Source organism: Cryptocyanus atlanticus LEGE 06306 (assembly GCF_056633155.1).
The window spans coordinates 1-18,546 of the sequence record NZ_JBSJOZ010000019.1; the positions used below are offsets into that span (position 1 = coordinate 1).

20 protein-coding genes and 1 pseudogene are annotated in these 18,546 nt (G+C 66.0%); 8 read left to right on the forward strand and 13 right to left on the reverse strand.

Annotation, left to right across the window (positions count from 1 at the left end; genetic code table 11):
• Window positions 1-175, reverse strand: a 175-nt coding sequence (locus ACWJI7_RS13490) for a transposase (protein ID WP_479938709.1), incomplete at its 3' end; no start/stop codon positions are given.
• Window positions 176-200: 25 nt separating this feature from the next.
• Here ACWJI7_RS13490 and ACWJI7_RS13495 point away from each other — a divergent pair.
• The 3 genes from ACWJI7_RS13495 (at window position 201) to ACWJI7_RS13505 (ending at window position 2,864) form a co-directional block, all read left to right on the forward strand.
• The gene (locus tag ACWJI7_RS13495) at window positions 201-428 is read left to right on the forward strand and encodes a hypothetical protein (RefSeq protein ID WP_479938648.1); all 228 of its coding nucleotides are present in this window, start codon (window positions 201-203) and stop codon (window positions 426-428) included.
• Window positions 429-1,029: 601 nt separating this feature from the next.
• Window positions 1,030-1,713, forward strand: coding sequence for a hypothetical protein (locus ACWJI7_RS13500; protein ID WP_479938650.1), 684 nt, complete (start codon window positions 1,030-1,032; stop codon window positions 1,711-1,713).
• Between the two features lie 170 nt (window positions 1,714-1,883).
• Window positions 1,884-2,864, forward strand: coding sequence for an NAD(P)-dependent alcohol dehydrogenase (locus tag ACWJI7_RS13505; RefSeq protein WP_479938652.1), 981 nt, complete (start codon window positions 1,884-1,886; stop codon window positions 2,862-2,864).
• Window positions 2,865-3,552: 688 nt separating this feature from the next.
• Here ACWJI7_RS13505 and ACWJI7_RS13510 read toward each other — a convergent pair.
• Both ACWJI7_RS13510 and ACWJI7_RS13515 read right to left on the reverse strand, forming a co-directional pair.
• A complete protein-coding gene (locus tag ACWJI7_RS13510) occupies window positions 3,553-4,209 on the reverse strand; it encodes a pyridoxamine 5'-phosphate oxidase family protein (protein ID WP_479938654.1) in 657 nt (218 codons plus the stop codon).
• Between the two features lie 15 nt (window positions 4,210-4,224).
• Window positions 4,225-4,830, reverse strand: coding sequence for a glutathione S-transferase family protein (locus ACWJI7_RS13515; RefSeq protein ID WP_479938656.1), 606 nt, complete (start codon window positions 4,828-4,830; stop codon window positions 4,225-4,227).
• Between the two features lie 595 nt (window positions 4,831-5,425).
• Here ACWJI7_RS13515 and ACWJI7_RS13520 point away from each other — a divergent pair.
• The 4 genes and pseudogenes from ACWJI7_RS13520 to ACWJI7_RS13535 all read left to right on the forward strand — a co-directional run bounded on the left by ACWJI7_RS13520 (window position 5,426) and on the right by ACWJI7_RS13535 (window position 7,841).
• Complete coding sequence (locus ACWJI7_RS13520) at window positions 5,426-6,034, forward strand: TetR/AcrR family transcriptional regulator (RefSeq protein WP_479938658.1); 609 nt, start codon at window positions 5,426-5,428, stop codon at window positions 6,032-6,034.
• A 359-nt stretch (window positions 6,035-6,393) separates the two neighbouring features.
• On the forward strand, window positions 6,394-6,786 hold the full coding sequence (locus ACWJI7_RS13525) for a VOC family protein (RefSeq protein ID WP_479938659.1): 393 nt from the start codon (window positions 6,394-6,396) through the stop codon (window positions 6,784-6,786).
• Window positions 6,787-7,010: 224 nt separating this feature from the next.
• A pseudogene (locus tag ACWJI7_RS13530) lies at window positions 7,011-7,205 on the forward strand (cupin domain-containing protein); the annotation flags it as partial.
• A 276-nt stretch (window positions 7,206-7,481) separates the two neighbouring features.
• Complete coding sequence (locus tag ACWJI7_RS13535) at window positions 7,482-7,841, forward strand: hypothetical protein (RefSeq protein WP_479938661.1); 360 nt, start codon at window positions 7,482-7,484, stop codon at window positions 7,839-7,841.
• Window positions 7,842-7,878: 37 nt separating this feature from the next.
• Here ACWJI7_RS13535 and ACWJI7_RS13540 read toward each other — a convergent pair whose 3' ends face one another.
• The 10 genes from ACWJI7_RS13540 to ACWJI7_RS13585 form a co-directional block, all read right to left on the reverse strand.
• Window positions 7,879-8,604, reverse strand: coding sequence for a polysaccharide deacetylase family protein (locus ACWJI7_RS13540; RefSeq protein ID WP_479938662.1), 726 nt, complete (start codon window positions 8,602-8,604; stop codon window positions 7,879-7,881).
• Between the two features lie 27 nt (window positions 8,605-8,631).
• Window positions 8,632-9,417 carry a phosphate ABC transporter ATP-binding protein gene (locus ACWJI7_RS13545; RefSeq protein WP_479938663.1) on the reverse strand — a complete coding sequence of 262 codons (786 nt, stop codon included), beginning with the start codon at window positions 9,415-9,417 and terminating at the stop codon, window positions 8,632-8,634.
• The gene (pstA, locus tag ACWJI7_RS13550; RefSeq protein ID WP_479938665.1) at window positions 9,414-10,262 is read right to left on the reverse strand and encodes a phosphate ABC transporter permease PstA; all 849 of its coding nucleotides are present in this window, start codon (window positions 10,260-10,262) and stop codon (window positions 9,414-9,416) included. The genes ACWJI7_RS13545 and pstA overlap by 4 nt, the downstream gene beginning before the upstream one ends.
• The gene (gene pstC, locus ACWJI7_RS13555) at window positions 10,255-11,118 is read right to left on the reverse strand and encodes a phosphate ABC transporter permease subunit PstC (protein WP_479938667.1); all 864 of its coding nucleotides are present in this window, start codon (window positions 11,116-11,118) and stop codon (window positions 10,255-10,257) included. The genes pstA and pstC overlap by 8 nt, the downstream gene beginning before the upstream one ends.
• Complete coding sequence (locus ACWJI7_RS13560) at window positions 11,115-11,972, reverse strand: phosphate ABC transporter substrate-binding protein (RefSeq protein ID WP_479938669.1); 858 nt, start codon at window positions 11,970-11,972, stop codon at window positions 11,115-11,117. The genes pstC and ACWJI7_RS13560 overlap by 4 nt, the downstream gene beginning before the upstream one ends.
• Window positions 11,973-12,155: 183 nt before the next feature.
• Window positions 12,156-12,290, reverse strand: coding sequence for a hypothetical protein (locus ACWJI7_RS13565; protein WP_479938670.1), 135 nt, complete (start codon window positions 12,288-12,290; stop codon window positions 12,156-12,158).
• Between the two features lie 415 nt (window positions 12,291-12,705).
• The gene (locus tag ACWJI7_RS13570) at window positions 12,706-13,767 is read right to left on the reverse strand and encodes a type III polyketide synthase (RefSeq protein ID WP_479938672.1); all 1,062 of its coding nucleotides are present in this window, start codon (window positions 13,765-13,767) and stop codon (window positions 12,706-12,708) included.
• A gap of 6 nt (window positions 13,768-13,773) precedes the next feature.
• Entirely contained in the window at window positions 13,774-14,946 is a 1,173-nt protein-coding gene (locus ACWJI7_RS13575) for an NAD(P)/FAD-dependent oxidoreductase (protein ID WP_479938674.1), read from the reverse strand.
• Window positions 14,930-15,706, reverse strand: coding sequence for a methyltransferase domain-containing protein (locus ACWJI7_RS13580; protein WP_479938676.1), 777 nt, complete (start codon window positions 15,704-15,706; stop codon window positions 14,930-14,932). The genes ACWJI7_RS13575 and ACWJI7_RS13580 overlap by 17 nt, the downstream gene beginning before the upstream one ends.
• Window positions 15,707-15,840: 134 nt before the next feature.
• The gene (locus tag ACWJI7_RS13585; protein ID WP_479938678.1) at window positions 15,841-16,737 is read right to left on the reverse strand and encodes an NAD(P)-dependent oxidoreductase; all 897 of its coding nucleotides are present in this window, start codon (window positions 16,735-16,737) and stop codon (window positions 15,841-15,843) included.
• A gap of 248 nt (window positions 16,738-16,985) precedes the next feature.
• Here ACWJI7_RS13585 and ACWJI7_RS13590 point away from each other — a divergent pair, with 248 nt between their 5' ends.
• Complete coding sequence (locus ACWJI7_RS13590; protein ID WP_479938680.1) at window positions 16,986-18,542, forward strand: MFS transporter; 1,557 nt, start codon at window positions 16,986-16,988, stop codon at window positions 18,540-18,542.
• Window positions 18,543-18,546 lie beyond the last annotated feature (4 nt).

An 18,546-nucleotide genomic window follows, 5' to 3' on the forward strand; every position in this document is an offset into this window, starting at 1 on the left:
CGGCCTGACCTCGATCAATGCGGGCCTGGCGCACCCAGCGGGCCAGGCTGCTGGAAGGAAGGCCGAGCCGCTCAGCAACGGCATTGCAGGAGAGGCCCTCCTGCAGGCAAAGCTCAACGGCCTCGGCCTTCTGCTGCGCCGTGAACCGACGTCTGGTCCTGGTGGGGTTGGTCATCAATGAACAGTCTGGTGATCATGGCGTGACCCCTATCGACCTGTCCTCAAAACTGGGGGAACTCCAAGATCTTGCCGTAACCAAACTGGGGAGATTTCACCTTGCCATGATCTACCTGAATCCCCTTCACCCGGTTGACGCCGATTGGAGCGACCAACTCACCCGAACACTCAAAGAAGCTTGCACAGAGCAGCTTGGCCTGATTGAGATTGCGATTGTGCTAACTGAAACTCCGCAGCTTAATAATTTCTAAGCCTGCAGACTTTCATGGAACGATCTCTGTAGCAGACTCCATGCATCTTGACCTCTAGAATTAGACCGGCATGATGCAGAGAATATCTGCGGTGGATAATGAACAACGCTAGGAACCTTGCACACATCGATGACTCATCAGACCACCGCTGAACTCATCCAATACACCACGGACTCGCTTCCTGAACGGAGTGGAGCACCACCTCGCCTACGACGAAATGCTGACGGCGATCCAACACGGAATCCTGTCTATCCCAGCATTGAGCGCTTGATGAAGACGTGGCCTTCGCGGACTCACCCAATTCTCATCCCCCGCTCCTGACCTGGCAATCGAACCCTTTTACCAGACTCAAGCTCGCTCCCCTTCTCGGTGATCAATGACTCGACCACTGTGACCTCTACGCTTTCCAGTCACCCACTGACCCATCGAGGACCGTGATCATCCTCAATGAACAATCCCACTGCTGACGCGCTCCATCGTGATGCCATCTACCCTCTGAATCGTGAGAACGATGAAGAAGGCCTGACAGACATCGCGATCTGTTCCCTGGTCTCGCCACCGCAAGCAGGGATGCAGAGCGGCAACGTCTCCGTGGACTGGCATGGATTCAAACACGCAAGCCAATGTCTTCTCAACAGTGTTCGCGCTGCCGACAAGCGAACTCGGTGCAAACCCAGAGATCCCGATCTGGGGGAGGTGCAGCGTGCGTAAGCACGGCAATCTGATTCCTGCCGATCGTGCTGGTCATCCGAGCGTCAGCAGCCTCTTGCGTACCGACATCACAACATTGGAATCCAATGCCAGCGAACCGATCATCGATCGCAAGCGCTGGACGGATCACTGTGTTCACTGGATAGGGCATACGGGCCATTCCACCCGCGAAGAAGCCATTGCTGCGATCGATACTGACCGTACTCTGCCTGACATGGCGTACTACAATCTCTTGAAGCCCGCTCAGTATCCAAACGGTCGCGTTTTTACTGATGATGTAATCGATCATCGCCTCGCCCTCCTATCCAAGGGCGATCGTCCCTCTCCCCTCCCCTGCCGCACTCAATCCGCAAAACGACATTCTCCAAGAGTTTCTATCCATTGGCACGTCGCATCAGCAGAAAAGCTCAGGACCTCTACACCGGATTCAATGACGTCTGGACCAGATCTAATGTTTAGGAGTGCAAAGTCCTCGCCGACTGGGTTGATATCGAACCAGTTCTTTTTGACGAGACTGCGAACAGTCAGCGAATCTAGCTTGCTGACTTTGCCTTTGTCTTTGAAGAACGAGTAACAATCCAAGGCTGCATTTAATCAGCTGGAACTAGTTAACTTAGGAAGCCAGGTCATCAATCTGGCTGATTTCGCTGACTCACGGCGTAAACTCCATATGGTTAGATTTCGAAACTCATTCGGATAGAAGATTATTGCCGACTACACTAAAGCCATCTTCGAGGAGAATTGATGAAAGCAGTCGTATGTACAGCGTATGGGTCTCCTCATGCTCTGCAGCTCAAGGAGGTAGAAAAACCTACTCCCCAAGACAATGAAGTGCTCATTAAGATATATGCAACAACAGCAACGTCAGCGGACTTGAGAATCCGCAAGGCAGACCCATTTCCAATCAGATTATTTTACGGTTTCATAAGACCTAAACACAACACAATCCTTGGGTCAGAGCTAGCCGGCGAAATTGAAGCCATTGGCGAAAATGTTAAACAATTCAAAGTCGGTGACTCCGTGTTTGCTGGCGCAGGTGCCAGTCTGGGTGCAAATGCTGAGTACATTTGTCTGCCTGAGCAAGGAGCCGTTGCGATCAAGCCTTCCAATATGACCTATGAGGAAGCTGCAGCTATTCCTTTCGGGGCAACAACATCACTGTTTTTCCTGAGAGACAAGGGAAAGATTCAGAGCGGACAGGAAGTTTTGATCTATGGGGCGTCAGGGGCATTAGGTATGGCTGCCGTGCAGCTTGCCAAGTTCTTTGGGGCACAAGTGACTGGTGTATGCAGCACAGCGAAGTTGGAGTTGGTGAAGTCTTTGGGATCCGACTACGTTATCGACTACACCAAAGAAGATTTAACCCATGGCACTAGGACTTACGATATTATTTTCGACACATGCGGTAAAAGTCATTTTTCAGATTGCCTGAACTTACTGAAGAGCCATGGAGTTTACCTCAGAGCTGTTCATATAAATCCATCTTCAATACTCCGAGGACTGTGGACTTCCATTGCAAGCGGCAAGAAAGTTCAAGGCGGGGTAGCAATCGAGCGCCAGGAAGATCTGATTTTTCTCAAAGAATTAATTGAGGCAGGGAGTATTAAGTTGATCATCGACAGACGTTATCCATTGGAGCAGACTGCCGAGGCTCACGCGTATGTCGAACAAGGGCACAAGAAAGGGCATGTCATTATCACTGTGGGCCAAAATAACAATACCTAACAGCCGCGTTGCGCCAAACATTTCAATATGGCCTGTTCTATTGCAAAACCTGTCCGCCTCCGATGAGCACGAACGCAGATATCCTAATTCGGCGCCATCTGAATGCTCTCAGGAGGCAGAGCAACCACGTGGATGTATTCACTTTGCGTAAGGCTCATCCAAACGAACTGCAGGAACTCGTCAAGATCGAGAATCAAGCTAGCGGGCTCTCTGCTCAGGCAGGGCTCAAGTTCCCATTCCAAGCGAACCATTCCACTCTCGGTGCCGAGTCGGCCCGCTGGGTTGCGGTGATCGAACAACAAGCTCGCCCATGTTGGATGTCAATCACCAAAAGAAACCAATTGAATTCGTCACGCATAGCTTCGTTGATCGTGAATCTTGCCTCGATCAGATTGCGGTACTCCCTAACACCATGAGACACGGTGTCGCGACGATGTTGCTCCGTCATGCTCTTTCGCGGAGCAGTGGTCGGTCCCTCTGGCTCACGATCTACTCCCATCTCCCCTGGAACGGGCCGGATGACGAACGACAGGGTTTCGTGGCAGTCTGAGAAAGCGCTTGTGGATTGGAACTGCGCGCGATCATCCAAGAACAGCGCGCAGTCCTTCCCGATCCGTGCCATCGCGTCGCCCTGGTGCGCCGAGCTTCTGCTGACGCTGCCTCTTTGCGGGGCGGATCAACTCAGTGGTTACCGGCATCCATCACCTCCCTCACTCCCGCTGCCTTGCTCCGGCGATGGCAGCCGCAGCCGTTCCGCCTCCAGTTCAGCCATGCGCTCCCGCAGGGCCCTCTCCCGCTCTGCGACCACCTGCTCCAGCTCCGCCGCCGTGAACCGGGGAGTGATGAATTGCGGGCAGTTCCAGTCGAACGCATCCACTCGGATGCGGAGGAGCCGTTCCAGCTCACCGGTCTGTGGGTCCAGCGTTCGCAGCTGCTCCAGCAGGGTTGGGTCGGCCTCGAGCGGCACCACCTCGGCCTCGCCGTCGATCTTCAGCCGACGCCGGTTGGGGTAGTCCATCAGGAACAGCGCAACCCGTGGGTCGCGGCGCAGATGGACGGTGGTGAGCAATTGCCGGTTGCCGCTGTAATCGGCAAAGCCGAGCGTACGCCCATCGAGCACCCGCAGAAAACCCACGGGGCCGCCGCGATGCTGGAGGTAGGGGGCGCCTGATTCGGTGAGGCTGGCCAGATAGAGGCTGTCGCGGGCGCTGATGAAGGCGATCTCCCGGGCACCGAGGGTCTCGGGCTCCGGGGCATCCGGCACGGAAGAACTCTGGCCATAGGCCTGCCGCTGGGCCTCCCCCACGGTGGGGGTGAGATGGCGATGGAGGTAGTGCTGACTCATGGGTGAGGTGTCCGTTCAGGCGTCCAGGCCCTTCATGGGCACGTAGCCCGGCAGCGCCTGGATCCGGCCGATCCAGGCCAGAACGCACGGGTACGGAGCCAGATCGATGCCCCCATCCCCTGCCAGGGCCCCATAGGGGAACACGGCGACATCGGCGATCGTGGGGCGATCCAGCTCCAGCCACGGCCGATCGGCCAGGTGGCGCTCCAACTGATGGAGAATGAAGGCGGCCTTCTCCTGCGCCCGCTCGATCGGGATGGCCTTGACCCCGAACAGGTGGTGCAGGCGGGCACTCTCGGGACCCTGTCGCACCTCCCCTGCGGCGATGGAGAGCCAACGCACCACCCGGGCCTGCTCGAGCGGGTCGGTGGGAAGCCACTGGCCATCCTCCTGACGGGCCGCCAGATAGACGAGGATCGCCTGGGCGTCGGCAAGCACGCTGTCGCCGTCTTCCAGCACGGGCACCTGGCCGAAGGGATTGAGGGCCAGCAAGGGCGGTTGTTTGTGCTCAGCCGCCATCAGATCGACGCGCACCAATTGATAGGGGACGCCGAGCAAGCCGAGCAGGAGACGCACCTTGGAGCTGTTGCCGGAACGTTCGTGGCCGTGACGTTTGAGCATGACACGGAGGGAGGATCAGGACAGGGGGAAGACAGAGACACCCGTTGGTGGTGCCGGCGCGACAGAGGGGAAGGAGAGTCCCCCGGGTCCAGCCGGCATCGGCCGCGCCCTGCATGGCCGGCCCATCGGCTTCCCCCTGGAACCTGGTGTTGCCCCGTTCGCCATTGTCCAAGAGATCGAGCCTGTGGTCCGTCACGCAGAACGTGAGCGGGTCGACCGGCACCAACGGGCCGACGGATGGCCACGGCACGGGAGCCGCCGACCTGAGGCGGAACAGGCTCGGGGACGGCGCGACCATGCCGCCTGTTGGCGTCCGGGGCGAAGGGATCGGTGACCCCGGCGTGCCCTGAGGGCAGATCCGGCTGTCCCGCCAACTGCTGGCCGTTGAACCGGAATACCGGTTCGCAGCCCTCAAGGGCCCGGGAACGTTCGTCGTGATGGGAAGGGTGGCCGGCGTCAGGCGGCCTGGAGGAGGAAGCCATGGGTCGCTGGAAACGGGGGGGGGGGGGGGCCAGAAGGAGACAGACCCGTCTGTCAGATCAAGGTAGCAGACCGTTCTGTCTAGTGTCTAGTCTGGGGCGAGTGAGCCCGGACCATGGCCCCATCAGTTTCTGCAGCAAGGACGTCTGCCAAGCGGGAGGCCCTGCTCAGCACCGCCCAGGAGCTCTTCTCCCGCCAGGGCTACCGGGCCGTGGGCATCGACACCCTGCTGGCCGAGGCCGGCGTGGCCAAGATGACCCTCTACAAGCAGTTCGGCTCCAAGGAGGAGCTGATCGCCGCCGTGCTGGAGCGCCTGGCCGGCGAGATCCGTTCATCCCTCACGGCCCGGCTGGCGGCTGCGGCCGGAGGCAGCCGCGGCCGGATCCTGGCCGTCTTCGACTGGCTGGCTGAGTGGGTTCGCTCGCCCGCCTTCCACGGTTGTCTGTTCATCAAGGCGGCCGGCGAGTACCCCGAGCCCGATGACCGGCCCCGCCAGGCGGCGGAGGCCTTCAAGGCGGGTTGCCGTGCCCTGCTGGACGACCAGTGCCGCCAGCTGGGCCTTGCGGATCCGACGCCCCTGGCCCGGCAGCTGCATCTGCTGCTCGAAGGCGGCCTGGTGCTGTCCTTCCTGGAGCGCGATCCCGGCGCCGCCGATGATGCCCGCACCGCAGCGGCGGTGCTGCTTGAGGCTGCCAGCCGACCGGAGCGGGACGGTAGCGGCTGAGGTTCAGTCGTTCAGCAGCTGGATCATCGTCTTCGATTGACAATCGCCTTCTGAGGATCGTCCGCCTGCTCCCGCTGATCCATGGCCATGAGGTCGACTCTCACCCCAGCGGGTGCCGCAGGAGCTGGCCGTCTTGACCGGGGGCTGTGCCATCCCACGACCCCTGCGCTCAGCTCTGGGACCTGCGGATGGGTGTCCACGACATCGGGGGAACCCCATGGCTCTGGGTGTTCTCGCCGATCGACCCACCCAGGGGGAGAGCCGCGCCCCGGACTGACCCCCATCAGACCCTGGGGCAGGATGGCCTCCGTTCATGGCCCGGGCTAGCCTTCCAAAAGACAATTTAGGAAGGCTAGGCGATGAAGCTGGGATACACGATTCTGTTCGTGCGAGATGTTGCCGCCTCCCTTGATTTTTACGAACGTGCCTTCGGGTTAAAACGGCGCTACCTCCACGAATCAGGGGACTATGGAGAACTTGAGACCGGAGAAACTACCCTGGCTTTTGCCGCGCATGAACTGGGCCATGCCAATCTTGCCGGTGGATACAGACGCGCCGATGAATCGCCACAGCCTCTGGGCATGGAAATCGGCTTTGTCACCCAGGACGTTGCTTCCATGCATGCGCAGGCCTTAAGGGAAGGGGCCATGGAATTGAACCCACCGGTCAGGAAATCCTGGGGTCAGATCGTTTCCCATGTCCGGGCGCCGGATGGTTGCCTCCTGGAACTCTGCACACCCGTTGGCGAGTGAAGCCAGAAGATCTGCACACTCCTTCAGCATGACCCATGTCAACCTGGACGTTCATCACCTGTTTGCCGATGAGAACGGGCTGCCCCGGGTTGATCCTGATTTCACCCAGAACCAGACGTTGCTTCCATTCTCCCCCAGCTCCTCCGTTGTACACATCGGGCGCCTCGGATGCGGACGCCTTCGTGCTGCTTGAGTGACCCGTCGGCTGGTGCGGGGACTGGCACCCAAGCCCTGGGGCCCAGTGGGTCATCTGTCTTGCAGGAGAGATGGGGTACGGGGCGGCAGACGGAACAACGTTCACCCTGACGCCGGGCACATGCATCCTCACCACGGACACCACCGGGCAGGGCCACAGGAGGTGGAATGCCGGGTCCGGGCCCGTACGGTTGGCGCTCGTTCCCTGTGCGAAGACCCTATAGGAGGGGATGCCCTGGGTCTGCGGTCAGGTTGTCGGCAGGTGGATGATGGATGTTCAGCCTGTCCGCTGAGAGCGTTTGGCCTGGTGCCGGCGGGAGATTGGCGTCGGCAGGCGAGGCCGGCCCATGGCCCGCGGGAACGCATCGAGGAGTGTTCGCCCACCCGTTGAGCGCCTCCCGGCGCCCCGGCAACCGGTCCTGATCCTGGGGGGCTTCCTGATCAGCCCGGAAGCCCACGGTCCGATGGTGGCGCGGCTCGAGTAGCTGAGCGGCCAGCCGATGCACCTGGGGCCGGTGGGCAAGCCCGAATGGCTGCTCACCGTGTTCGCCTTCGCCCGGACGCGGATCCTCGCTCGGGCCGCCCTCAGCGCCGGCGGCATCAGGCTGCCCCTGTTCCTGGATGACGCCCCGTTCCAGGGCCGCCGCTCTGACGGCAAGGCCCTGGCCGACAGGCTGGTGATGCACGGCAGCCTCCCCACGGCCCTGAAGGCCACGGTGCTGCTCCGGATGGTGCAACCGCGGCCGCCGGGCTCACCCTTCGCCGGTCGGGCGCATGACGGGGCGGTGGCGGGGGGTCTGGATCCGGAATGGGCCACCCCCATGGCGCGGTGCCTGGCGGCGACGGGCCGGTGCCGGTGACCTCTGCCCAGGTGGTGGAGCGCTGGAGGGTCCTGGCTCAGCAGGCCGGATCGAGCAGCTCCGGCAGGGGCACGAACCGATAGCCACGCTGGCGCAGCTCGGGAATGATCCGGCGCAGGCTGGTGTGGGTGCGCGCGCTCAGGGCGGGTGTGTCATGCAGCACCAGGATGCCGCCGGGATGGGCGTTGAGCCGCACGAACCCGCGCACGAACCAGAGGGGCGGCCGAAAGGTGTCCCAGGGGAAGATCGAGCCCAGCACCAACCGGTAACGGCGGCCCGCCAGGCCGCCCAGCATGGCGCGGTGGAACCAGCCCTGCCCGGGGCGGCACCAGCGCCAGGCCACCGGTTCGGGGCAGGCGGCCCGCTCGATCGCCCGTTCGGTGTCGCTGAGCTGCCGCAGAAAGCTGGCCGGATCCTGCGCGGCGGAGCACTCGTCGCGCCAGAGGTGGTTGCCGATGCCGTGGCCCTGCCGCAGGGCCCGGCGGGGGAAGTGGGGGTCGCGCTCCAGGTGGGAGCCGATCAGGAAGAAGGTGGCCGGCACCTCCAGCTCCCGCAGCAGCTCCAGCAGGGCCTGGGAGCCGGTGCCGCTGGGGCCGTCGTCGATCGTGAGCGCCAGCCGCTTCTGAGCGCCCGGACCGCAGAACACCACCTCCGGGTGGAGCGGGGCGAGCACACCGCGGATCACCCACGCGGGCAGCAGCACGGCGACCAGCCCCAGAGCGAGCAGCAGCAGCACCAGGGCCAGCACGACGTTCGCAAGCACGGGGGATGGTGGGGCTCAGCGCGCCGTTCATCCTCGCGAACCGCTGAGATAGGCCGCCGTGATCGCACTCTGCGGCGCGGCGAACACCGCATCCGCCGGACCCTGCTCCACGATCGTGCCCCGGCCCTCGTCGGTCCAGAAGACGATCAGGTCGTCGGCCAGGCGCCTGGCCTGGGCCAGGTTGTGGGTCACGATCACCTGGGTGGTGGCTCCGCGCAGCGAGGCGATCAGATCTTCGACCACGCCGCTGGCCACCGGGTCAAGCGCACTGCAGGGTTCATCGAGGAGCAGCACCTCCGGCTCCAGCGCCAGGGCCCGGGCCAGGCAGAGGCGCTGCTGCTGCCCGCCCGAGAGGGCCAGGGCCGGCTGATCCAGGCGCCCGCGCACCTCGCGCCAGAGGCCGACGCGGCGCAGCACCTGCTCCAGAACGGCCTCCCGCTGGTCGCGGTGGCGCAGGCCGTGGTGCTCCAGCGGCATGGTGATGTTGCGCCGGATCGAGAGGGGGAAGGGATTGGGGCGCTGGGCAATCGTCCCGACCCGGCGGCGCAGGCGGATCAGGTCGGTGCGCGCCGAGAGGATGTCGTCCCCGTCGAGCCGGATCGAACCACTGAGCCGGCAGCCGGGCGTGAGGTCGCTGAGACGGTTGAGGCAGCTGAGGAAGGTGCTCTTGCCGCAGCCGGAAGGCCCCACGATCGCCGTGATGCGGCTGCGGTGCATCGTTGTGCTCACCGCGTCGATCACGCAGCGCCGGTCGTAGCTGACGCTCAACTGACGCACCTCCAGGCAGGGCTGGGGCCCCAGCGGCAGGCTCATCGGCTCGTCCCCCCATCGAGGCGCCAGAGCTCGGCGATCCCGAGGGTGAGGGCGTTGGTGACCAGCAGCACCACCACCAGCACCACGGCGGTGGCGTAGGCGCGGGCCTCCCCGCCCGGCACGTTCATGGCCAGGTCGTAGATGTGCACCGACAGGGCCCGGCCCGAATCCAGCAGCGAGCCCGGCAGCCGGTCGACGTAGCCACTGGTGAACAGCAGGGCGGCGGTTTCGGCCAGGGCGCGGCCGATCCCCAGCACCACCCCGATGGCCAGTCCGGGGGCGGCGCAGGGCAGCAGCACCTGGCGCAGCGAGGCCGCCTGGCTGATCCCCAGAGCGGCGGCGGCGCGGCGGTAGTCGCTGGGAACCTCGCGCAGGGCCTGCTCCGCCGAGCGGATCAGGATCGGCAGCACCATGCAGGCCAGGGTGAGGCCGCCGGAAAGGATCGAGAAGCCCAGGCCGAGGGCCAGGCTGAACAGGGCATTGCCGAACAGGCCGAACACGATCGAGGGCACCCCGGCCAGCCCATCGAGGGAGGCGCGGATCAGCCGGGCGAAGCCGCTGCGCCCGTGGCTGAATTCGGCCAGGAGCACGGCGGTGGCCAGGGCGATCGGCAGGCTGGTGAGCAGGCTCACTGCCAGGATCAGCAGGGTCGAGACGATCACCGGGCCGATCCCGCCGGCCCGGCCGGCCTCCCGGGGAGCTTCGAGCAGAAACCCGAGGCTGATCTCCGGCAGACCGTGGCGGAGCAGGTCGGCGAGCACCAGCCCGAAGACCGCCGTGATCCCCATCGCCACCCCCCAGGCCAGGGCCGCCGCCAGACGGTCGGGCCAGGGCCACCTATCCATGGCGCTCCACCGGCCGCAGCGCTTCGGAGATCCCCACCAGCAGGGCGACCATCCCCATCAGCAGCAACCCGCTCACGAACAGGGCCGAGCGGTGCAGCTCCAGGGCATAGCCCAGCTCCAGGGCGATGTTGGCCGTGAGGGTGCGGACCGGATCCAGCAGGCTGGCGGGGGTCCGCACCACGTTGCCCGTCACCATCAGCACCGCCATGGTTTCGCCGATGGCGCGCGCCGCCCCCAGCAGGATCGCCGAGCTGAGGCCGGTGATCGCGGCCGGCAGCATCACCTGGCGGATCGTGGCCCAGCGGGTGAGCCCCAGGGCGGCCGCGGCCTGTCCGTAGGAGCGGGGAACGGCGGCGAGGGCCGATTCCGCCAGCAGGCTGATGGTGGGCAGGATCATCAGCGTCAGGATCAGGATCCCCGCCAGCAGGCTCTGGCCGGGGGGCTGCCAGCGGCCGATCAACGGGGTGAGCACCACCAGCCCCCAGAAGCCGAACACCACCGAGGGCAGTCCGGCCAGCAGTTGCACCAGGCGCCGGTAGCCGCCGCCGAGCCGGCGCGGCGCATAGAAGCGGCAGAAGAGCGCTGAGGCGATCGAGAGGGGCGTGGCCAGCAGCACCGCGCCTGTGGCGGCAGCGGCGGTGCCGATCAGCATCGGACTGAGATTGAACCGTCCGGCCCCGGCGCCTCCCGCCGGATGCCAGGAGGCATCACGGATCCAGCGCAGGGGCCCGAGCGCCTGGAGGGCCGGCAGGGCTTCGGCGAGCAGGTAGGCCACGATCAGCAGCACGATCGAGCCCGCCGCGGCTCCGGCCAGGCGCAGACAACCGAGCAGCAGCCGATCCTCCGCTGCTCTCACCGGGGTGGAGCTACGAACGACTCGCGGCGGATCAGGTCGTCGTTGGCGGCGGAGGCGGCGAAGGCCAGGAACTCCTGCCCCAGCGGCGTGAGGCCCCGGGCCGGCCGCACCAGGATCAACGGCCGGGAGAGGGGGAAGGAGCCGTTGGCCACGTTGGCCAGCGTGGGGGCGATGCCTTCCAGCGGCAGCAGCCGGATGGCACCGCCGCGCCGGGCCTCCTGCAGCGCCGAGCCGATCGACACATAGGAGATGGCGGCGGGATTGCCCACCACGCTGCGGAGGCCCTGCTGGTTGTCCCCGATCACCACATCGGCCTGGATGTCGGCGCTGCTGAGCTGGAAATGATCCAGGAAGAGCTCCAGGGTGGAGCGACCGTCCGCCTTGTTGATCACGGTGATCGGGGCGGGCGTCCCGCCCACCTGCCGCCAGTCGGTGATGGCGCCGGTGAAGATGCCGCGGATCTGGTCCTCGCTGAGGGCGGGCACCGGGTTGCTGCTGTGCACGATCAGGGCGATGCCGTCGAGGGCGATCGTGGTGGCCTGGAGGTCGTTTTCTGCCGGGCCCAGCGCCCGCGACACCATGCCCAGATCAGCGCTGCCACGCCGTACATCCGCCAGCCCCCTGGAGGAGCCGCCGCTCTGCACATCAACGCGGGCGTCCGGCTGGCTGGACTCGAAGCGCTTGGCGATCTCCGCCGCCAGGGGGGCCACGGTGCTGGAGCCCGTCACAGTCAGCCGCTGGGTGGAGGCACCGCCGCCGCTGCCGGCGCCCCCGGCCGACTGGCATCCCGCCAGCAGCAGGCCGACCAGCGCCAGGGCCCAGGGGCCCGGCCTGAGCTTGCGGTGTGGGCGCAACGGGCGCGAATTCCGCGCTTGGACGGAGTGAGGGGTGCGGCGGAAACCAGGCAAGGGCGGAGGGCTCGGAGGGCTCACTGCAGAGGGATACCGGCCCAGCGGGCAACTGGATGGGGTGGCCGGTGGCCGATCTGGAGGGATGTCCCGCGGGGTTCAGCCCCGATGGGCGGCTCGCGCGATGGATCAGCTCAGAACGCCATAGGCCTCCCAGAGCGTCTCCACCAGGGGCGCCGCAGCCACCGGGGAACGATCAGCGTGATTGGCGAAGACCTGCTGAACATCGATGAAGAACTGCTCAATTCCTGCAGGGGAAGACACATAGAGCATTCCGGGCCGGACAGGCCTCTGGATTCTTCCACGTATAAGAACAGTGCTCCGGGATGTGCAGGACCGTATGGGCTTCAGCGTCGACCATTCGGTCTTCGAACGGAAAGCGGATCGTGCCCTCCAGAATGGAGATGGCCTGGGTTTCTCTTGTGCGCCAATGCATGACCTGGGGCGCCATGTAGCGGGGAGCCCCCCGGTGATCCAGCAGGGCGAGACGACCGCCTGTGGCCGCCGCATCCAGCTTGATGGTGAGGCTGCTGGATCCCAGCAGGAGGCAGATCCCCTCGGACGGACGGACAACGAGGGGCTCGTTCGCCAGGCGGTGACCAGGGCGTCAGCCCCAGGGCGGGCGCCACGACGGTCGAAGACGGGCCGCCTGCGCCCGCCCTTCCGGAAGCCCGGTCAGTCAGGCCCCGCCGGCCCCCAAGCCCCCCTGCAGCAGGGCCGCCTCCACCGTGAGGCCCGGGCCGAAACCCAGGGCCAGGCACGGGCCGTTGCTGGCTCGGCCGCGCAGCCGATCGAGGATGAACAGGATCGTGGCCGATGACATGTTGCCGAACTGCCGCAGCACGGCGGTGGACACATCGATCCGGACAGGCTCCAGAGCCGCGCTCTCCAGCACGGCCGCCAGGATGCGGGGACCCCCCGGGTGCACGGCCCACTGGCCGATCTCCTCCAGCCTCACGCCTTGGCCCGCCAGCCATCGGTCGAGCCAGGGACGCAGCTGGGCGGCGATCAGGCTGGGCACCTTGGCGGAGAGGGCCATGGCGAAGCCGTGATCTTCGATGAACCAGCCCATCAACGCTTCGGTGTCGGGGAGCACCGTGGAGCTGGAGGCGATCAGCTGAAGCGACGCCGATCCGGCCGGCGCACCACCCTTGGCCACCACGGCGCCGGCACCATCGGCGAACAGGGCGTTGGCCACGATGTGCTCGGGATTCCAGCCCTCCTGCAGGTGCAGGCTGCACAGCTCCACCGCGCAGAGCAGCACACAGGCCGCGGGATCAGCCTCCACGAAGGCCCGGGCCACCCGCAGGCCGTTGAGGGCCCCATGGCACCCCATGAACCCCACATGGGTGCGGGCGACGCCGCTGGAGAGGGGCAGGCCACTCATCAGAGCCAGGTCGAACCCCGGAGCGCCGAAACCCGTGCAGGACACGGTGATCAGATGGGTGATCGCCGCCCCGTCCACACCGGCATCCGCCAGGGCGCGCCGGGAGGACCGCAGGGCCAGATCCAGCGCCGCCGGCTGATAGCGCCGCATCCGATCGGCGGTGGAGGGATTGGGGGAGGTGGCTAATGGGACGTAGTGGCGATGCTCCACCCCCGATCCTTGGTAGATCCTCGCCAGCAGGCGTTGCTGGCGAGGGGTGGCCGTCGCCATCTGGGGCGCCAGGGCCAGGGCATCCGGCTGGCTGATCCGTTGCGACGGCACGGCGGTACCGATACCGAGCAGGGACAGGGGCATGGGGGGTCAGACGAGCGGAGGGGGGAGGGCGGGGCGTTGCAGGATCTCAAGCATGGAGCTGGTCAGGGCGGGGAGCCGGGCCGCGCTCCGGTGCAGGCCCCGGGTGACCCAGGGGTGCCGCAGCAGCAGCGCCAATCCCCGGCAGAAGCCCTGCCGGCGCACCACCCACTGCCGATGACGGCGCCCCCACTCCGCCTCGATCACCCCATCCCAGTGCTCCAGGCCGCGGCTCACCAGGGGCAGGGCGGCGAGGGCGGCGGTGAGGGCCCAGCCCATGCCTTCGCCGGTGAACGGCTCCACGTAACCGGCGGCATCCCCGAGCAGCAGCAGGCGGTGGCCCGCCAGCGGGCGCGTGCGGCGGCTCAGGGGGGGGGTGAGCTGCCAGGACCCCTCCGGCAGCTCGGGCAGCGGCGCGAATCCGGCTTCCGCCACCAGCTGCCGGCAGGCCGGGGCCACTCCACCACTGGCGCGCAGCTGGTCTCGATCCAGGGCGCAGGCCAGGTTGATCGCGCCGCTCTCGACCCGCACCAGCCCCACGTAGCCCCCCCGCCCCACGGCCATCTGCAGCACGCCGGGGGAGAGTGCGGCGGTCTCCGCGGCGAGCTCACAGCCGGCTCCGAGCCGGCTGCCGGTCATGATGTGGGTGTGGAAGCCGGGTTCCTCGTCGAGGCAACGGTGGGCCAGGCCCGCGGCGATCAGCACCACCCGGGCGCTGACGCTCTGCCGGCCAGGGCCCTGCCGCAGCACCACCTCCCGCGTGCCGGCGTCGCTGCTGCCCAGGGCGGCCCGGGTGCCCGTCAGCACGGTGGCGCCGGCGGAGCGAGCCGCCTCCAGCAGCGCCTGATCGAAACGGCCCCGGGAGAGGGCCCGGCCCCGGGCCAGGGCGATGGGGCTCACCCGCCCGGCCACACCCAGGTGCAGCTGCCGCAGGGGAAGTCCCCCCTGCTCCTCCACCAGATGCTCCAGGCCGGCGGTGGAAAGGGCGGCCAGGGCCTGGGGGCTGAGGCAGGCACCGCAGACTTTCCAGCGGGGAAAGTGGCGCCGCTCCACCAGCAGCACCCGCAGCCCCCGTCGGGCGCAGCCATGGGCCGCCAGGGATCCGGCCGGGCCGGCCCCCACCACCACCACATCCCAGCGATTCCGCGCCAGCGGCGCCAGGTCGTCAGCCGAAGGGGGCATCGCGGCTCCAGGAGAGCAGAAAGCGCTCGGGCCAGAAGCGGCTGAGCCGGGCGCCCTCGAGACCGGCCGCGGCCGCCAGGGCCGCCACTTCCTCCAGCCGGAAGGCGCCCCCCACCGAGAGGGGGCCGTCGATGTGCACGATCGGGGAGCGGCTCAGCAGCCGGGTGCCCAGCCAGGTGAGAAGCAGATCGAGCCGGCTGCGGATCAGGTCGTGCACGAGGATCTGCCGTTGCGCAGCGTCGGCCATGCGACGCAGCAGGGTTTCGGCCTCGGCCTCGCCGAGGTGATGCAGAAACAGGGAGGAGATGATCAGCTGGAATCCGGGGGGCAGGGGGGCACCGAGCGCATCGGCCTGGAAGAAATGGGCCTCCAGCCCCTCGGCCCGGGCCGAGGCGGCCGCCAGGCCAACGGCGTCGGCGCTGAGGTCACAGCCCTGCAGCTCCAGGTCGAGCCCTTCGCGCCGGCCCAGGCGGCCGAGGGCCCGCACCGTGTCGCCCCCGCCGCAGGCCACATCGAGGATCCGCAGGCGCTGGCCCGGACACTGGCGGGCCAGGCGGCGGATGGCGGGAACGAAACAGGCGGCGCTGCGGGTGAGCGTGTTGATCGTGGCCAGCCCCCGCAGGGCGTCGTGATGCGCCTGGGCCTCCAGCCCGGGTTGGTCCATCACCTCAGGCCGGAGCTGCCGCCGGGCCAGCCCGGCCCACAGGGTGGGGAGGGGAACGGCCAGGGCGTCCAGGAATTCGGAGGAGGAACGGGACACGGTCGTCTCCCCCAACGCCAGCACTTCCTCAACCCTAGAAAGATGCTGCGGGGGACCGGGAAGCCGGACCTGGATCGAACCCGGGTGGGGATGCGTCTGGCGGAGACGCCGGGGGGCAGGGCACCCCGAGCGGCTCAGCGGACCGGCAGGAACCAGCGGGCCAGCGCCGACACATCCTCGTCGCCATGGCCCGCCGCGATCAGGGCATCCTCGATCTCGGCCACGGCGGCACTGATCGGCAGGGGCTGGCCGAGGGCGGCGGCGACGGCGAGGGCGATGGCGAGATCCTTGCGGTGCAGGGCGAGGCGGAAGCCGAGGGGGAATCGCGCCTCGATCATCGGGCCGCTGCGGTGCTCCAGGGCCCAGGAGCCGGCAGCCCCGCCTCCCAGGGCCGCGCAGACCTGAGCCAGCGGCAGGCCCAGGCGCCGGGCCAGCCCCAGGCCCTCGGCCAGGGCCGCGTAGCTGCCGGCCACCAGCACCTGGTTCACCGTCTTCACCTCCTGACCCGATCCCACGGCCCCGAAGTGACTGATCGAGCCGCCCACCACCTCCAGCAGCGGCCGGGCTCGCTCCAGATGGTCGGGGCGTCCCCCCACCAGGATCGCCAGGGTTCCGGCCCGGGCGCCCTCGGTGCCACCGGTCACGGGGGCGTCGAGATAGCCCACCCCCTGATCCGCCAGCCGCTGGGCAAAGGTGCGGCTGCTCTCCGGCGCGATCGTGGAGAAGTCAATCACCAGGGCATCGCGTCGGGCTCCCTGGGCCACACCGCTGGGACCGAACAGCACCGCCTCCACCGCTTCGTGGTCGCTGAGGCAGAGGCAGACCAACGACGCATCGACCGCCGCCTCCGCCGCCGAGACGGCTCGCCGCGCCCCCGCCTCCACCAGGGCCTGCTCCGCCGGTCGGCTGCGGTTCCACACGATCAGGTCGAAGCCGGCCTTCAGCAGGTTGGTGGCCATCGGCACCCCCAGGGCCCCGAGCCCGAGAAACGCCACGGCGGGCGTCGCGGCGGCGGCGAAGGGGGACGACACGGGAAAGGGGGCGGGCGGCGGGGATGGGCAGGGGATTGAGGTTGGCACGGGCGGGAACCGGGCTGCCGCGATCAGCCGGCCCAGGGCAGGTCAGCACATCAACGCAGAGCCACGATCGCTTTGGTAGCTATGACAACAGGAGGCAGGTTGCTCACCGTGCTTGTCTTTTTTATCGGTCAGCGTGTCGCGCCGAGATTCAGTCCTGAGCGCTTTGTTCCTGAAGCCAGGGTTCATCCATCGTGTGACCCATGCTTAGTGAACTCTGGTCGCTCCAGGGGAGATACAAGACCCTGCATCTCACCTGGTTTGCATTCTTTCTCACTTTTGTCGTCTGGTTCAACCTGGCGCCCCTCGCCACCACGGTCAAGGAGGACATGGGGCTGTCCTTGGCCCAGATCAGGACCCTGGCGATCTGCAACGTAGCCCTCACGGTTCCGGCCCGGATTCTGATTGGAATGCTGCTGGATAAGTTCGGGCCCCGAATCACCTACTCCACACTTCTGGTGTTTTCAGCGATTCCCTGCCTGCTCTTCGCCACAGCGCAGGACTTCAGTCAGCTGGTGATCGCCAGGCTGATGCTCTCCATCGTGGGTGCCGGGTTCGTGATCGGGATCCGCATGGTGGCGGAGTGGTTCCCACCCAAGGAAATCGGCCTGGCCGAAGGGATTTATGGTGGTTGGGGAAATTTTGGTTCGGCTTTCTCCGCCCTCACGCTGGTGATCGTGGCTGGCTGGCTTTCGTTTGCCGGTGGAGCCCAGATCGGCGATGTGGTGCTCAATTGGCGGGGTGCCATTGCCCTGACTGGATTGATTGCAGCCGCCTACGGCATCTTCTATTTTTTCAACGTTTCCGATACTCCCCCAGGCAGGGTGTACCAGAAGCCGGCCAAAGCCGCCGGCCTGGAGGTCACCTCCATGCGGGATTTCTGGGGACTGATCGGGATGAACGTTCCCTTCGCAGCCATCCTCTGTGTGCTGGCCTGGCGGCTCCAGAAGGTCAACTTTCTGAATGACACCGGCTACACCATCGCGCTGCTACTGGTCCTCGCATTTTTCATCTTCCAGACCCTCGGCATCATTCGAACCAATAAGGACCTGATCACGGGAGCGAAAGTGTATGCCAAGGAAGATCGCTACGAATTCAAGCAGGTAGCCATTCTTGAACTCACCTACATCGTGAATTTCGGCTCGGAGCTGGCTGTGGTGTCGATGCTTCCCACCTTCTTTGAAACCACCTTTCTCTTGCCCAAGGCCACGGCCGGGATCCTCGCGTCCTCCTTTGCCTTCGTGAACCTGGTGGCACGTCCGGGGGGTGGGTTGATCTCCGACCGGATGGGCTCGCGCCGCAAGACGATGGGATTCCTCACCGTCGGCCTGGGCATCGGATATCTGGTCATGAGCATGATCAAACCGGGAAGCTTCGTGGGGACAGCCGGCATCCTCCTGGCGCTGGTGCTCACCATGGCCTGCTCCTTCTTCGTGCAAGCCGGCGAGGGATCCACCTTTGCGATCGTTCCCCTGGTCAAGCGTCGGGTCACGGGGCAGATCGCCGGCATGGTGGGCGCCTACGGGAACGTGGGAGCCGTGGCCTATCTCACCATCTACAGCCTGCTGCCCGTCTGGATCGGCGATGCCTCGGGGGATCCTTCCCCGGCGGTTGTGGCCGCCTCCAACAGTGCCTTCTTCCAGGTGCTGGGTGTCGCCGGACTGGTGGTGGGACTGATGTGTTACTTCTTCTTGAAGGAACCCAAGGGCTCCTTTGATGATCTCCATGAGGGAGAAGTGATGCTGGCCGAAGCCACTTGAGGGC